The organism is Acinetobacter thutiue (genome assembly GCF_030385805.1).
Taxonomy (GTDB): Bacteria; Pseudomonadota; Gammaproteobacteria; order Pseudomonadales; family Moraxellaceae; genus Acinetobacter; species Acinetobacter corruptisaponis.
Window position 1 is genome coordinate 63,621 of record NZ_JAUDZE010000003.1, and the last position, 16,096, is coordinate 79,716.

15 protein-coding genes and 3 tRNA genes are annotated in these 16,096 nt (G+C 43.3%); 7 read left to right on the forward strand and 11 right to left on the reverse strand.

What is annotated here, in order from left to right:
- Window positions 1-35 precede the first annotated feature (35 nt).
- The 3 genes from QTA56_RS08940 to QTA56_RS08950 form a co-directional block, all read right to left on the reverse strand.
- Window positions 36-112, reverse strand: a tRNA-Arg gene (locus tag QTA56_RS08940).
- Between the two features lie 45 nt (window positions 113-157).
- A tRNA-Arg gene (locus QTA56_RS08945) sits at window positions 158-234 on the reverse strand.
- Window positions 235-245: 11 nt separating this feature from the next.
- Window positions 246-335, reverse strand: a tRNA-Ser gene (locus QTA56_RS08950).
- Between the two features lie 260 nt (window positions 336-595).
- Here QTA56_RS08950 and rnr point away from each other — a divergent pair.
- The 4 genes from rnr (at window position 596) to QTA56_RS08970 (ending at window position 5,899) form a co-directional block, all read left to right on the forward strand.
- On the forward strand, window positions 596-3,016 hold the full coding sequence (gene rnr, locus QTA56_RS08955; RefSeq protein WP_267980650.1) for a ribonuclease R: 2,421 nt from the start codon (window positions 596-598) through the stop codon (window positions 3,014-3,016).
- Window positions 3,017-3,160: 144 nt separating this feature from the next.
- Window positions 3,161-5,200: a M3 family metallopeptidase gene (locus QTA56_RS08960; protein WP_267980651.1), complete on the forward strand. Its 2,040-nt coding sequence runs from the start codon at window positions 3,161-3,163 to the stop codon at window positions 5,198-5,200.
- Window positions 5,201-5,238: 38 nt separating this feature from the next.
- On the forward strand, window positions 5,239-5,445 hold the full coding sequence (locus tag QTA56_RS08965; protein WP_267980652.1) for a YheV family putative metal-binding protein: 207 nt from the start codon (window positions 5,239-5,241) through the stop codon (window positions 5,443-5,445).
- 10 nt (window positions 5,446-5,455) lie between these two features.
- The gene (locus QTA56_RS08970) at window positions 5,456-5,899 is read left to right on the forward strand and encodes a hypothetical protein (RefSeq protein ID WP_267980653.1); all 444 of its coding nucleotides are present in this window, start codon (window positions 5,456-5,458) and stop codon (window positions 5,897-5,899) included.
- A 58-nt stretch (window positions 5,900-5,957) separates the two neighbouring features.
- Here QTA56_RS08970 and QTA56_RS08975 read toward each other — a convergent pair whose 3' ends face one another.
- Complete coding sequence (locus tag QTA56_RS08975; RefSeq protein WP_267980654.1) at window positions 5,958-6,872, reverse strand: DMT family transporter; 915 nt, start codon at window positions 6,870-6,872, stop codon at window positions 5,958-5,960.
- Window positions 6,873-6,989: 117 nt separating this feature from the next.
- On the opposite strand from QTA56_RS08975, the gene QTA56_RS08980 reads away from it, so the two are divergent.
- Window positions 6,990-7,766 (forward strand): AraC family transcriptional regulator, encoded by a 777-nt coding sequence (locus QTA56_RS08980; protein ID WP_267980655.1) that lies wholly within the window; start codon window positions 6,990-6,992, stop codon window positions 7,764-7,766.
- Window positions 7,767-7,892: 126 nt separating this feature from the next.
- Window positions 7,893-8,774 carry a DMT family transporter gene (locus tag QTA56_RS08985; RefSeq protein ID WP_267980656.1) on the forward strand — a complete coding sequence of 294 codons (882 nt, stop codon included), beginning with the start codon at window positions 7,893-7,895 and terminating at the stop codon, window positions 8,772-8,774.
- Between the two features lie 2 nt (window positions 8,775-8,776).
- Here the strand turns inward: QTA56_RS08985 and QTA56_RS08990 are convergent, their stop codons facing one another.
- The 7 genes from QTA56_RS08990 to QTA56_RS09020 form a co-directional block, all read right to left on the reverse strand.
- Window positions 8,777-9,082 carry a hypothetical protein gene (locus QTA56_RS08990; RefSeq protein ID WP_267980657.1) on the reverse strand — a complete coding sequence of 102 codons (306 nt, stop codon included), beginning with the start codon at window positions 9,080-9,082 and terminating at the stop codon, window positions 8,777-8,779.
- Window positions 9,083-9,149: 67 nt separating this feature from the next.
- Window positions 9,150-11,354: a TRAP transporter large permease subunit gene (locus tag QTA56_RS08995; protein WP_267980658.1), complete on the reverse strand. Its 2,205-nt coding sequence runs from the start codon at window positions 11,352-11,354 to the stop codon at window positions 9,150-9,152.
- Window positions 11,355-11,534: 180 nt separating this feature from the next.
- Entirely contained in the window at window positions 11,535-12,116 is a 582-nt protein-coding gene (rrtA, locus tag QTA56_RS09000) for a rhombosortase (protein WP_267980659.1), read from the reverse strand.
- A gap of 75 nt (window positions 12,117-12,191) precedes the next feature.
- Window positions 12,192-13,268, reverse strand: coding sequence for a hypothetical protein (locus tag QTA56_RS09005; RefSeq protein ID WP_267980660.1), 1,077 nt, complete (start codon window positions 13,266-13,268; stop codon window positions 12,192-12,194).
- Window positions 13,269-13,612: 344 nt separating this feature from the next.
- On the reverse strand, window positions 13,613-13,837 hold the full coding sequence (locus QTA56_RS09010) for a hypothetical protein (RefSeq protein WP_267980661.1): 225 nt from the start codon (window positions 13,835-13,837) through the stop codon (window positions 13,613-13,615).
- Between the two features lie 207 nt (window positions 13,838-14,044).
- Window positions 14,045-14,440, reverse strand: coding sequence for a hypothetical protein (locus QTA56_RS09015; protein ID WP_267980662.1), 396 nt, complete (start codon window positions 14,438-14,440; stop codon window positions 14,045-14,047).
- Window positions 14,427-14,684 carry an FAD assembly factor SdhE gene (locus QTA56_RS09020; RefSeq protein WP_267980663.1) on the reverse strand — a complete coding sequence of 86 codons (258 nt, stop codon included), beginning with the start codon at window positions 14,682-14,684 and terminating at the stop codon, window positions 14,427-14,429. The genes QTA56_RS09015 and QTA56_RS09020 overlap by 14 nt, the downstream gene beginning before the upstream one ends.
- A 187-nt stretch (window positions 14,685-14,871) precedes the next feature.
- Here QTA56_RS09020 and QTA56_RS09025 point away from each other — a divergent pair, with 187 nt between their 5' ends.
- Window positions 14,872-16,044 carry an acyl-CoA dehydrogenase family protein gene (locus QTA56_RS09025; protein ID WP_267980664.1) on the forward strand — a complete coding sequence of 391 codons (1,173 nt, stop codon included), beginning with the start codon at window positions 14,872-14,874 and terminating at the stop codon, window positions 16,042-16,044.
- The last annotated feature ends 52 nt before the right edge of the window (window positions 16,045-16,096 follow it).

A 16,096-nucleotide genomic window follows, 5' to 3' on the forward strand; every position in this document is an offset into this window, starting at 1 on the left:
AAAAAACCGCAATTAAGCGGTTAATTTCTTTAAGTTGGTGCGCTCAGAGAGATTCGAACTCCCGACCCCTTAGTTCGTAGCCAAGTGCTCTATCCAGCTGAGCTATGAGCGCATTACTTATATGCCTATTTAGGCATGTGTTACTTTAATCTTTACTTGGTGCGCTCAGAGAGATTCGAACTCCCGACCCCTTAGTTCGTAGCCAAGTGCTCTATCCAGCTGAGCTATGAGCGCCTTAAGTAAAGTGGCGGTGAGAGAGGGATTCGAACCCTCGATACAGTTACCCGTATGCATCCTTAGCAGGGATGTGGTTTCAGCCACTCACCCATCTCACCGTAACACGAGCGCAATAATACAAACTAAAACCACATTACACAAGCGATGATCCTGTTTTTTTCTGTTTTTTTATATCAATCAAATATTTTTTAATCAATTTCTGTTTTTTTTCAGCATTTTTTAGCCCAACGCTTGTTAATATAGTGTTCTCTCCTTTATTCAGATCGGTGTAACAAACAGAATCTTGCAATCTTTGACGTGCAGTTAAAGTTTGAATGACTTATGCTAAACCGATCTGCCAGATGTGAATTGAAACGATATGACTACAAATTGGGTTGATCCCGAAGCAAAAGCAGAAGCTGAACGTTACGATAATCCTATTCCGAGCCGAACCCTTATTTTAACTACATTAGAACAATTACAAACTGCACAATCCCATGCGGAACTTGTGGACCACTTTAATATCCCAGATCAAAAAAGTATTGATGCACTCAACCACCGCTTAAGCGCAATGGTACGTGACGGTCAACTGATGAAAGACGGATTTAAGTTCCAGCCTGCAACAGACTTACCGAGTCATGAAGCAACGGTCTATATCAACAGCAAAGGACTGGGCTCTGCCAATATTGCAGGTCAGGATGATGTACTGTTGCCTGAACGTGAGCTACGTCTGGTCTTTAATGGTGACCGCGTTAAAGTGCGCCAGACCTCTGTAGACCGTAAAGGTAAGGCATGGGGCTTTATTACCGAAGTGGTGCAACGTCGTGTTAAACAGATTATTGGTAAAGTGGCTGAACATGAGGGTGAATACTTTATTCAACCAAGCAACCCCAATCAGCATCAACCCATCACCTTAGAAAAAGAATTAATCGAACACGCCAATGCCAAAGTGGGCGATATGCTACGCGTTGCCATTGATGACTACCCGACCCGTGAAGAACTGGCAACAGGTCATGTGGTTCAGTCAATGGCGGACAAAGCCGATACCGAGATTATTATTCCGCAAACCATTTTAGAATTTGGCTTGCCTTATGAATTTCCAGAAGCGGTGATTAAGGAAGCTGAAAGCTTTAAAGAGCCATCGGAACAGGATCGTAAAGGACGTGTCGATCTACGTGACTTACCATTGGTCACCATTGATGGTGAAGATGCCCGTGACTTTGACGATGCAGTCTATGCAGAGAAGCGTGCAGGCGGTGGTTATCGCGTGGTGGTTGCCATTGCAGATGTCAGCCATTATGTACGTTTGGACTCACCTTTAAATGAAGAAGCGGAAGAACGTGGTACATCGGTTTATTTCCCACATTTCGTGCTGCCAATGTTGCCAGAAGCATTGTCCAATGGTTTGTGTTCTTTAAATCCACACGTTGACCGCCTATGTATGGTCTGTGATTTGAAACTTTCACGCGCTGGTAAAGTCACAGGTTATGAATTCTACCCTGCGGTTATGCACTCCAAAGCACGTTTGACCTATAATCAGGTGGCGACTTATTTTGAGGGTGCAACCGATGCCATCCCTGCGGATAAGAGCATTCATAAATCACTGAATACCCTATTCCAACTTTATCAGACATTAAAAGGGTTACGTGCCAAACGTCATGCAATGGAATTTGAGACCATTGAAACCTATATGACCTTTGATGAGTTGGGTGGAATCAAGGAAATCCTGCCACGTACCCGTAATGATGCACATAAGCTGATCGAAGAATGTATGTTGCTGGCCAACGTTGCCGCAGCAGAATATTGTCTGGAACATGACATTCCTATGCTCTATCGTGTGCATGAAGCACCAGAATTCTCACGTATCCAGAAAGTGCGTGATTTTGTCAAATTGCTTGGCTTGCCATTTCCTGAGCAACCAACACAGGCCGATTATCAACGGGTCATTGAAGCAACCAAAGATCGTATTGATGCACCAAGTATTCATGCGGTGTTGTTACGCTCAATGATGCAAGCCTATTATGGGGCAAAAAATTCAGGGCACTATGGCTTAGCTTATGAAGCCTATACCCATTTCACCTCACCAATTCGTCGTTATCCAGATTTATTGTTGCACCGTGCCATTAAAGCCTATCTCGATAAGAAAGTTTACCCATTGTCTGGCGCCGCTTTAGATGATGCAGGCGAGCATTTCTCACAAACTGAACGTCGTGCCGATGAAGCCTCACGTAGTGTCACCACTTGGTTGAAATGCCATTATATGCAACAACATTTAGGTGATGAGTTTGTTGGTATCATTAGTGCGGTGACTGAGTTTGGTCTATTCGTGACACTCAAGGATTTATATGTCGATGGTATGATTCATGTCAGCCAACTGGGTGAAGATTATTTCCTGTATGATCAAGCCAGCCAAAGCCTGATTGGTCAGAATCGCGGTCAATCCTTTAGTCTCGGCGATGAAGTCAAGATTCTGGTTGCAGGCGTCAATCTGGAAGAACGTAAAATTGACTTTCAATTGGTACAACAGTTGACGCATTTGGGGCGTGTGATTCGCCAGAAAGCACCTCGCACCACATCTGTCAAAGCTCCAGCAACTGAAGAGGTTTTTAGTAAACCATCCACAACGTCCCAAGTCAGTGAAGATGGTGAAAAGCCTGTTCGTAAGAAAAAGGATAAGAACAAACCAAGTTCTTATACCAAAAAACCTGCTAAAAAAGCATCAGCCAAGCCTGAAACCAAAGAGAAAGCCAAGAAGAAAGTGAAAAAGAAAAAGGACAATGCAAAAACTAAACAGGACTAATTTAGCTCAATATTTTCTGTGTTCCACAATAGCCCTATTTTGATAGGGCTATTTTATTTGGATTTAACATCTCTCTTACTTGATTTCTCCCCCGCTAAGCCCTACATCTATAAATATGTTTAAAGATGATATGGCACAAATACAATGACACTCCAACAGGCGACACTTCCCGTTCCTCAATTTGATCAAATTCAACTTGCCGATTTAAAGCAACAGATCGAACAAAACATTCAAAATGGTCAGAACTTTTTAAATCAACTCAATGAAGTGCCACAAAACAGCGAGGCACAATTGGCAACCTTGACCGAAGTTGATCAGCTTGAAAATAACATGAGTGAGTCATGGGGCATTTTGTCGCACCTCAATGCTGTGATGAACAATGTGGAAACCCGTGAAGTCTACCAAGCACTATTACCGAGTCTGAGTGAATACTATACCCAGCTTGGGCAACACACAGCATTGTATCAAACCTATCAACAGATTCATGATAGTGCAGTTTTCCAGACCCTCAGCGAAGCGCAACAAAGTGCGATTAAACTAGCTTTACGTGATTTCAAACTGTCAGGCGTTGCACTTGAGGGCGAAGCCAAAAAACGCTATGCAGAAATTTCAGCACGTTTATCTCAACTGTCTTCTGACTTTTCCAACCATGTACTCGATGCAACCCAAGCCTACTTCAAGCCGTTAACGGAAGCGCAACTGCGAGGCTTACCGCAAAGCAGCGTTGAATTATTAAAGCAATATGGACAACAACGTAAGCTTGAACAAGCCGTTGCCACACTGGATTTCCCTGCTTATTTTGCAATTATGACTTATGCTGATGATCGCGAGTTGCGAGAAGAGCTGTATAAAGCCTATGTCACCCGTGCATCAGAACAATCTGACCAAACTGTATTTGACAATACCTCTGTGATGGAAGAAATCCTGAGCTTACGTCAGGAAATGGCACAACTGCTCGGCTTTAACAATTTTGCCGAATACTCCCTTGCCAGCAAAATGGCACCTGATGTAGAAACCGTCAATCAATTTCTGGTCGATCTGGCAGAACATGCCCGCACGCCTGCATTGGCTGAAATTGCAGAACTAAAAAGCATTGCCCAACAGGATGGGGTTGATGAACTCAAACCCTGGGATGCCACCTATTACTCTGAAAAGCTAAAACAACAACAGTTCAACCTTTCTCAGGAAGCGCTTAAACCGTATTTCCCCGCACCGAAAGTAGTTCAAGGTTTATTCCAGATTGTGCAGCGCCTTTACGGTATCCAGATCGTCGAACGCCAGGCGCCTGTTTGGCAGGATGATGTGCGTTATTTTGAAATTGAAGATCAGGGCCAAGTAGTCGGTGGCTTCTACTTCGATTTATATGCCCGCAATGGCAAACGTGGCGGTGCATGGATGAGTGGTTTCCGTTCCCGTGTACAAACTGCTAGTGGTCTACAAAAACCCATTTGCTATATGGTCTGCAACTTTACCCCACCAATTGGTAATCAACCTGCCCTGCTGACCCATGATGAAGTGATTACCTTATTCCATGAATTTGGTCATGGCTTACACCATATGCTGACCGAAGTGGATAACATCTCAGTTGCAGGGACGCATGGCGTCGCTTGGGATGCAGTAGAATTACCAAGTCAGTTTATGGAGTTTTGGGCATGGGACAATGAAAGCCTTGATGTGCTCAGTGAACATACTGAGACCAAGCAAACATTGCCACAAGAATTGCTATCTGCCCTGCTCAATGCACGTTTCTTCCAGTCAGGCATGCAGACCTTGCGTCAGATTGAATTTGCCTTGTTTGATTTAACAATTCATCGCCAAACACCTGCTTTAGACAGCCAGCAGATTCAGGAAACGCTGAACGATATTCGGGCCAAATTTGCAGTGGTGCCAACAGTTGCCTATAACCGTTTCCAGCATAGTTTTAGCCATATTTTTGCGGGTGGCTATGCTGCGGGCTATTACTCCTATAAATGGGCTGAGGTTTTAGCCAGTGATGCCTTTGACCGCTTTGAAAGCGAGGGTATTTTTAATACCGAGACTGGAAAAGAGTTTAGAAAGTTTATTCTAGCAGTTGGCGGAAAAGATACGGCACTTGATGCGTTTCGCAATTTCCGCAAAAGAGACCCCAAAATAGATGCATTATTACGCCATCAAGGTTGGACGAACACGGATAAAACCGCTTAAACTACGTCATTATTGTTCACAGCATGGTATTAACTGACATGAAAAGACAGTTCATCGCGGGTGCAAAATGTCCCAAATGCGGAGCGTTAGATCGTGTGGTTAAGATCATCACTGTGGATGACGAGTGGATTGAATGTATCGACTGTGCTTATAGCGAAAAACGTCCGACCCATATGGAAGAACCGCAACCCGCTGAGCCAGATGAAATTGGGGTGATACAGTTCAAACCTCGTCGTTTTGACTAGAAGGTTAAAAATGATGTCCACATACCAAACAGAAAATTCCAGATTATTATGGATGATAATTGGTGGAATTAGTGTTGTGGTGGCGCTGTTTCTTGCTGTGCAATGGTTTTTGGCACAAAAGGATCAGCAGTCAGCCAGCACACAGAAACAACCTGTTGCAGCAAAACCAGTTGCGACGGTAAAACAGCAAACCACTGTTACACCTGAATCAACAGCAGCCAGCAGTGAAGTTGCCGAACCAATCCAGTTGGTTGAGGAATCAATTATTAAAGAGCCGCTTCCAACAAATGACAGCTTGGCAAAAGAGGAAATTGCCAAGCTGGATGATATTCATCAACAGCTTAAGGATCAGCAGCAGGAACTCAAGCAGCAGCATGATGATGTCGATGCACTGCTTAAGCTCAAAGAGGAACAGGTCAAGCTTCTGGAAGCACAAATCGCGGCGCAGAAATAAGCCCAAATGAAATGACAAAAGCTTTAACCTCAGTTAAAGCTTTTTATTGCCGTATGTTTTATTCCACAATTTGACCTGCATCCTGCTTGAATTGAATCGGTTTTTGAATGGTTTGGGCAATCAGGATTCCCAACAATGTTAGACCACCTCCAATATAGTGAAACACCTGTAAATGCTCTCCCAATAGCGCCACTGCAATCAATGCGGTAAATAACGGCAGTAAATTCATAAAAATACTGTTGCGATTCGGCCCTAAATGTCTGACACCCTCAATCCATAAATAAGACAACAATACAGACGAGAAAATACTGGCATATACAATCAATGGAATGGTGTGCTGATTCAACAACCGCCCCGAAGCAGGTAAAAATACAAAAAAAGGCAGTACATATAAAATGGCAAAACTCGATTGCACAAAATTGGATTGCCATGCGGGAATCGGCATTTTCCAGCGTTTCAGCAACACCCCATACAAGGCGTAACCCGCAGCCGCAATCAGCATTAAGCCATCACCCAAATGTACGCCCTGTTGCCAAATCTGGGAAATGCTGCCATGACTCAACAAGTAGAGAATCCCATAAAATGACAAGGCACCCCCAAACAACATGCCATAACTGATTTTGTCTTTCAGAACCACACTACTCAACATCATGGTCAGTAACGGAATCAATGCGGTCACAATCGCCATATTGGTTGCAGTGGTGGTGGATGCAGCCTGATAGGACAAAAACTGGAATAAAGACACCGACAGAAAACCACCTAATGCCAACTGTTTCCAATACTGTTTGATGGTTTGCCTGTTTCTCCAGACAGGAACCAGCACAAAAGTGCTCATCACTGCGAGTGCCAGCACCAGACGATAAAAGGTAATCGCAACAGGAGAAATGGCATGGCTTGCCATTTTGGAAACCACCACATTACCCGCCCAGAACAAAATAGCGAATAAGGGATAAAAATAAGCTTTCTGAAACATGATCTCAACCTATACATGGGTATGTAGATCATGCTAAAAAATAATCAGTACATCGTTTCTCGATAAAAAGACTAAAACTATCGCAAAACAGACAGATTATTCAGGTCCAGACTAAAAATGGGAAAGAACTTTAAACATGGCTTTCTGGATTATCCAGTCTATGCCTTTTCAGAAAATTATCCACATGGACATATGGAAGACTGGCATAGCCATGACCGCATCCAGTTAATCCATACCTTGACGGGTGTAATCCGCATACAGACCCATGAAGGGATTTGGATCATCCCACCTGGACGTGGTGCCTGGATTCCAGCACAAAAAAAACATGCCCTACTCAGCAGTGGTGATGTCAAGGCACGGGGCGTTTTTATTGAAGCCATTGCTGATACTGACCTCATCAATCAATGTCGTGTGGTGGCGATTCCTGCCTTGTTGCGTGAGTTGATGAGCAGCGCAATGCAGATACAGACGACCATTCAACCCAACACCCGCAATGAAAGACTGCTCCAGCTAATTTTGGATGAAGTCCGAATATTGCCTGCCCTTGCCTTTAACCTACCCGATCCTCAAAACCCAAGGCTGCAACAGCTTTGTCTAAACATAAAAAATCATCTGGATTTGAACTGGAATCTGGAAGATACCGCCCAACAGCTACATATCAGTAGCAAGACTCTTGCACGACATTTCCAAAGGGAAACAGGTCTACATTTTTCACATTGGGTTCGACAGGCCAAACTAATGCAGGCCATGATTGATTTAGCCATGAAAAAACCTGTTCTCAATGTGGCGATTGATTTGGGCTATGACAGCCCAAGTGCCTTTAGTGCCATGTTTAAACGTGAACTGGGCATGACCCCAACTGATTATCTCAACCAGTTTCAGGAAAATGAGTAGTTGGTTCAATCCATTTAAGTGGATGGGAAAATCTCAGTCACTCTAGGCAAACGAAATCCACAGCTCATTTCTTTCTCTTGCAGAGAAGCATACAATACGTTCAGTTTCTTCCAGCCAGCATTCGATATGGACTCTCATCAAGCTGATCGCAACCTGTTTCTGGCGATTGGTTGTCTCACCATTTCCGCACTGCTTTTTTCAGTGATGGGCATTTGTATCCGATATGCTTCCCATAGTGTTGATAACTACACCATTGTGTTTTTCCGTAATGTGGTTGGATTAATCCTGTTTCTTCCTTTTATCTTCAAGCAGGGAATTGGTTTTGTGAAAACGGAAAAACTATGGATGCATACATGGCGTAGTGTGGTTGGGCTTGCTGCAATGTATGGATTTTTCTATGCGATTGCCCACTTGAAATTATCCAATGCCATGGTGTTTACCTACTCCTCCCCTATTTTTATTCCACTGATTGCATGGCTGTTTTTAAAGGAACGGATTACCACGGCAATGCTCTGTGCCGCAGCCTTGGGCTTTATCGGGGTATTTTGTGTAGCAAAGCCTGATCAAGGTTTATTGAACTGGATTTCAATGGTTGGCATCGCTTCCAGCCTATTGGCCTCCATGGCATTTGTTACCGTTCGGGCACTCACCCAGACCGAACCACCTGAGCGAATCGTATTTTATTTCTGTTTTATTGGTAGCTTACTTTCTATTATTCCGATGTTTTGGGTATGGCGGCCTTATCATCTACAAGAATTATTCTTTTTAATTGCGGCGGGTGTACTGGCAAATGTCAGCCAGATTTTTATGTCTCATGCCTACCGTCTTGCCCCTGCTGGTCAAATCGCGCCCGTCAATTATATAGCGATTATCTTTGCTGGCATCTGGGGATTTTTACTTTGGAATGAAATACCAGATCTATATAGTGTAATTGGTTTTGGCTTTATCCTGATTGCAATTACCTTATCCAGCCCTTTAATACAAAGAGCAAAAGCTTCAGTACGATAAACTCAGTGTCTTGGGTAAGGATGTAAATCCAGTACATAGTGTCCCAGAATTTTCTGTTTGGGCTTATCGACAATCACGACAAGATAGGTATTGTCTAAAGGCACTGGAATATTAAGATGCTGGAATTCATCCCCAGTTTCATAAATATGTTTCACATACCATTCCCATGCAGTACAGGAATGATAAAGCTGTTCAATCACAGGATCAGCATAATCCCATAAATCCACAATTTCCTCAGCAGTCTCTGTAACATCCAGCATGGGAGGAAAAAAGGTGGCCTGATACTCTTCCTGACTCAATTCTTTCATGGCTTGACCTATTCGATAAAATAACAATAAAAAAAGCAGCCGAAGCTGCTTTTCTTTAGGTTTCAACTTAGTGCTTATACCAGCCAAACATCTGGAAGATATATGGTGCATAGGTCACCAACACCAATGATGAGAACAACACGATAATTGGTAGTAACCAGCGCTCATAACGGAAGTAGAAGCTGGTGTATTTCTCTTTCGCTTCCTTATCGGCGGCCGAGACCTCTTCATCCCCGACAGAGAGTCGTGTCAGCAAGTGGTTGAGGGCCACAGGTGGTGTTACATAACCAAACTCGAACGCAACCAGTACGATCATCCAGAAGTGGATCGGATGGATACCATTCTCGTAGGCCACAGGCGCAACTGTCGCTGCAACCAGAATCACCGCACCAAATGGATCGGTTGTCATACCAATGATTGCAAGCAACAATGCAATAAAGGCAAGTGAAATATAGATATTACCCAAGTGTGTTGGTAACAATTCAACGACTTCAGCACGTTCGATTAAGCCACCCACGCTTGCAGACAATGCCATCAGCAGGATTAACGCACCAATATGACCAACGGTTTCCGACGTTGCAAAGCGTAGTGCACCACCAAAACCAAAACCTTTTGCACCATGCGGATCATGGCTTTTTAGGAATTCTGATTTTTTCTCATGTTCACGTACCAATGCCTCATGGGCTGGATCAACCACTGGCGCAGGCGCAACTTTTGATGCAAACAGCTTGTCAAACAGAATCATTGCAATCAACACCAACGGCAAAATCATTGGCGCGGTGAATTCGTTGATTGAAGTGTCCAAAGCCAGCTTGTAGAACATCACCACAGCGAAGCCAATGATCACGTATGGAATCACTGGTACGCAGGCACGCAACATTCCAGGAACCGCAACCTTAGGTGAGTTCACACGGAACTTTTCTTCAGCAAGGATCAAGGATACGCCAAGGAAAATAAATGCTGTGAGCCAGAATACATAGATACCGTGGTCAAACAACTCTGTAGAGGTGACATGACGACTATCGAGCATTGAAATCAGGATAACCAGTAAGCATGGACGAATCACCACACCCAAAGAACCTGACATTGCAGATACAGCCAATGCATATTGACGACGTGCACCAGAGTTCCACACTTCCTTATAGATGATCGCACCCGCTGCAATAACGAAGATACCAGAAGCACCTGTGTATGCTGTTGGAATTGCTGCTGCAATCAGGATCAACCAGGTTAATGTTTCAGGTGCAAGGTTCCACGGACGCAGGATATTCAGGAACAAATCCATGACACGTGTTTGAGTGAGCAACATACCTGCCCAAATAAACAATGCAAGATTCAGGAAGATCCCTGAGAACTCAACGAGGATTCCAAGGTAGATCCCTTGCCCCATTGGATAGTCCATGAAGAACGTGAATACGATACCTGTCACCAGCGACATGAATGCGTAAAGCGGGACACTTAACAGTGCCAGACCAAAATTACCTTTTGGTTGTGCCGTTTTAGGAATCACGAAGAACTGGAAAATACTGATCACAGTCAAGGAAACAAAGAGTGCAATCCACAACCAGTATAAAACCGATGTTTTCCCAGCAACCTCTACACCTGAGTTTAATACAGAGTGATACTGACTAATAACTGAGTAGCTCAGTAATGCGTTACCCGCCACCATCAATGCTGAATAAACACGATAGTCCATTTTGGTTTTTGGCGCGCGCAAACCAATATGGTGATAACGTAACGAAGCGGTAATAGAAGCAAACAGCACCATGACCAATAAAAGAACGGTCTGGTTTTCAGAACCCAGCTTGAAGACACCAAAGAATGTGGTTTCCATTGTACGGTAAGTACGAATACTTGGATGAGCTTCCAAGTGCTTCATTGCCTTATCATAGAACTGGTATTTCTCTTCACACTGTTGTTGTGCAGCCAATAAGGACGCACGTACATCAGACTCAGATGCAGCACCGAACATGCTGGCAAACTCGTCTGCCGCATTGGCTTTCATCTGTTCTTGAACTTGTGTCTCAATATCAGGATGTCGATCACAAGATGGTTTTTCAGGTTCAGCCCGTAAAAACGAGTACTGCATCCCTGTTGTTTGATCACCGTAAAGACGCTCCCCCATGCGGAGCATTTGACCGTGAATCATCTCGCCAGTACCAATAAGCAAAGTCATTAGCAACAAAGCAAGAATGATGAATGTTGATATCCAATCATTCCAGATATAGCCTATTCGGGCTAACCCAGACTTTTTCTCTTGATCATTTTGCATGTCTATTCCAGTTTATTGTTATCAACACCCATCCAAAGATGTTGAATCATGCGATGTCCATGGTTGATAGATAAATGAATTTACCCTCGTCGTAACCAATCCCTTTTTAAACCGCCTAAATTTGCAGCAAACTTTTTCAAAAAAGAATGACTACAATCACTTTTTTGTTGGTTGTTTTTATCAATTTGTGTGTTCTCTATATTTCCTTTTTACCAATAAATAACCTAAACCACATAACACACCACCAATGGCACCAATTAAATGTGCTTCGGTCAGTACAGGACTGCCGATCAGTTGGGCTGTTCCTGTCTGGCCAAAAGTGTTTTCCCAAATAATTTTGGCCGCAATCAGCACCAGAACCAATATTGCAAACTTACGTTCATGTGGATACTGCAAATACACCAGACTGACTGCGGTGTATAAACCATGCAACACGCCAGAAAGACCAGCATAGGCCTCTATATAAGGCAGGTAAAAATAAAAGATTAGACTAATAAATGGTGGCAACAGCAACAGCAATGCACCTAAATGCCAGTTGCGGGCATGGGGAAAGATAAAGGGAAGGAAAGAAAATGCCAACATATTCAGAAAGAAGTGCATCCATCCAACATGCACCCAGTGTGCCGTCCATAGACGCCAGAACTCTGCCAGTAAACTTGGTTTCCAATAAATGAAATGATCAGCAAAGACTTGCAGGCACGCTGACACTGAAATACATACAGCGATCAAAATGACTTTCCCTATCCATATTTGATCTTTCATTTATATCTACCTCATGAAAAAACAGACCTTTTACAAGTTTAGATGTTTCTCATGTAAAAGGTCGTTTAATTCAGGTTACTCAGCAGGCTGGTTTTCTGCTGGAGCTTCCGCTCCGCTACCGCCATCAAATAAGTCATCTAAAGATGAGTCTTCCTGTTTGTCATCCCAGAACGTGGTTAGCCCCTCGTCACCTGCCCTCACACCTGTATTTTCAGTCCAGTAACGATCTGCAATACCACGTACCATCAAACCAGCCATTTTATCAATCAGGCGGAACTGGGGATTTGCAGGTTTATCTTCAGTGGATGCCGCCGCATAAGAACGGAACGCATCACGGAGTTTAGCATCATCACCACTTGCCTGTGCCGCAACCGCATACAGGGCATGAGCCAGACGTACACCTTTCTTCTCACCAATCTGCATGGATTCCTTCATGGTTGCATAAGGTTCAGGCTTGCCGTCACCCGCGCCTGGCAACAATGTCCAGATCACGGCACGGGTTGCCATCGGTGCACCCCAGAATTTTTCATTGTCCAGACACGCCATACCACGCTCAACAATACCCGCAATATCTTTAGGTACGTTGATTGCACCACCAGAGTTAATGTCATTGGTCATGGCCTGCAAACCACTGACCATACCCAATAGGTAAACGGTCTGGTCAAGGTCATTGCGCATGGTTGGGCAAGAGTCACCTAGCTTATACTTGTATTTTGCTTCCCAACGGTTTGCAAACAGTTGGTAACCCGCATATTGACGCTCAGCCGCAATACCCGCCCAACGTTTCTGCTCAATACGCGCATCCTGGGCCTCAGTAACCTGCCCCGCCTTGGATGCACGCAAATAACGCAATTCTGCTTCCAGTGCCTCATTCTCCGCACACATTCCCGCCGCTGAATACAGTAATACCGCCATACGGGTTGGATCAGCCCCCATGTCCTTGGTGGACATGATTGCTGGTGTTAGCGCATTTCCAGAATTACACACCATTTCAGCATCATCCATTGCCAAAATCGGTGGTACAATATGATTTTCACTAAAACTTAATGCCACATTGGCGCCCGTTTTAATTACATAAGAACAGCCTGATAACATTGAAGTTGTAAGTAACGCAACCGCCACACCCTGTCCAATTTTATGGAGTTTAGACATTCTTCCTGTCCTCTAATTAATTTGTTTTTCCTTTTAGATGTACCTTATCAGATGCAATACCTGAATTAAAGAGTAATTGCTCTAATTTTAACGCGGACATTTTGACACATTTCACAGATAAGCGAATTGACAGATGATTGGTAATACAAAAATTTTAGGCAAAAAAAAGTAGCATTGCGACGGTTCAGCACATGCTACTTATTAACTGGTAAAAACGTGAAACTCTTTATATTCTAGTTTTGTTGAAAATAATCCTTGAGTAATGTTCCAGCTCTTCCTACAACAATCGCCATAACGATTGCAATTACCAGAAACATCCACATTGAAATCTCCATAGAGACCTCCTACACTTTGCGTATCCACTTTTGGTGGACACTAGATTGGCGTTCATCATCATTATTCACTGGGAGTGTGTATATTGATGACACTTTCAATCTCTTTCTCTTGTTCACAGCAACCCTGGATTGACGTGATTCAAGAAGTTCCCTGAGTAAAGTTCCTGCTCTTCCTATAACGATTGCGAAAACCACTGCAATCAACAGAAACGACCATGTTGGAATTTCCATCATTTTGGACCTCCACCATACTTTACGTTGGTGTTTGTACTTTAACGAAAAGGAACGCGAGTTCAGGGCTGGATTGTCTGACAATCATAATTTTCACGAATTTTTAGAGTATTTAATCTAACAATTTCAGTAAATTTTATTCAAAAATAGATTAAATAATTGATATATATATTCTTATTAATTTTATACAGTTGTAGAATTGTCAAACAATTAGAGTAGTTTTACCAGTAATTTAAGGTTTTTCCACTGTGTAACTGGCAATTGATCCCACCAAATGATGCAGGTTTTGTCATGAGAAGCAGAAAAATAGAGGACAATATAGCAATGGTGGTCGATCATTTTCACAATTTGCCGACGCTGTATCGACAGGTCTGAAACAGCAAACTCAAATGACCAGTCTTGATCTTCCAGATACTCAAAACGCTTGACTTGAGGTTGCTGCAAAAACCTGAACCAGGCGATGACCATGATCCCCAGACACAGCAGCCAAATCCCCAAAGCTAATAGCTGATAGAGTAAAATCATCAGGAAAATAAAAATTAACAGTTGCAAAACAATCATAAAGCGACTGACTTGCAACTCAAAAACACGATTAGCCGTGGACATACTGTTTTAATTTTAGGATAAAGTCCTTGATTTCAGTTCTTGGCGCTTCGCCCACTTCCATAAACCAGTCCAGCAAGTCAGGGTCTTCCTGATCAACCAGTTCGGCAAACAAGGCCTTTTCTGCTGGGTCTGCACTGAGATAATAGTTTTTGACGTAGGGATCAAAATACACATCAATTTCTTTTAAACCACGACGTGAACGATAAATCACCTTACGTTCTTCAAGTGTCATTTCATCGGACATCATTTATTCCACTATGCAACTATTTGGGCCTAGTTTACCCGATCCCCTCAAGAATTTCGCTGGGATTTTTCCCAAGTGACCAAATACATCAGTCAAATTGAGCATTGATCACATTGTCCACTATTTTCAATTTCTTGTATCGTGGCAATGAATGTTTAAATCCAACACTCTAGGGAAAAAATAACAAATGCAATCAGGTGCAATTCGTCCAATTCCAAATATGTTACCGCGTAAACTATTTACTTCTGAGCATGAAGCATTCCGCGAAACAGTCCGTAAATTTTATGAAAAAGAAGTTGTTCCAAATATTGAGAAATATGAGAAACAACAGCATGTTGACCGTGACTTATGGAACAAGGCGGGTGAGCTTGGCCTACTCTGTACCACCATGCCAGAACAATATGGTGGTTCAGGTGTAGATCGTCTATACAGCATGATCCTGATTGAAGAGCAAGCCTACGCCATGGACTCAAGCACAGGCTTTTCCCTACACTCAGACATCGTTGCCAACTATATCAACAACTTTGGTAATGAAGAGCAAAAACAAGAATGGCTGCCTAAAATGGCAACAGGTGAAACTGTTACTGCCATTGCAATGACTGAACCAGGTACAGGTTCAGATTTACAGGCCGTACGCACCACTGCGGTACTGGATGGTGATGAATATGTGATTAATGGTTCTAAAATCTTCATCACCAATGGCTATCTCTGCGATATGGCGATTGTGGTCTGCAAAACAGGTAACAATGAAAAAGGTTCTGCCAACCTGTCCCTGATTATTGTTGAAGCTGACCGTGCGGGTTTTAGCAAAGGCAAACCATTAAATAAAATCGGTATGAAAGGTCAGGACACCTGCGAACTGTTCTTTGACAACGTTCGTGTACCAAAAGAAAACTTACTGGGCATGGAAGGCATGGGCTTTATCATGCTAATGAAAGAGCTGGCTTGGGAACGTATGCTGGTGGCGATTATCTGTCAGGCAGGTGCAGAAGCAGCGTTTGCACATACAGTACAATACACTAAAGACCGTAAGGCGTTCGGTAAACCAATCGGTACTTTCCAAAACACTCGTTTTAAGCTGGCGGAATTGCGTACAGAAATTGATTTCTGCCGTACTTATCTGGATCGTTGTATGGAACTCCAGTTGGAAGAAAGTCTGGGCGTGGACGCAGCGGCAGCAGCAAAATATAAACTCTCGGATATGTTCTCAAAAGTTGTGGATGACTGCCTACAGCTCCATGGTGGTTATGGCTATATGCTGGAATACCCAATTGCCCGTGCCTATATCGACAACCGTGCCAACCGTATTTATGCAGGTACCAACGAAATCATGAAAGAGTTGATTTCCCGTACCCTATAAGCTTAAAAATTCAAAAGGGGAATAGTGTTAATTCACTATTCCCCTTTTTTAT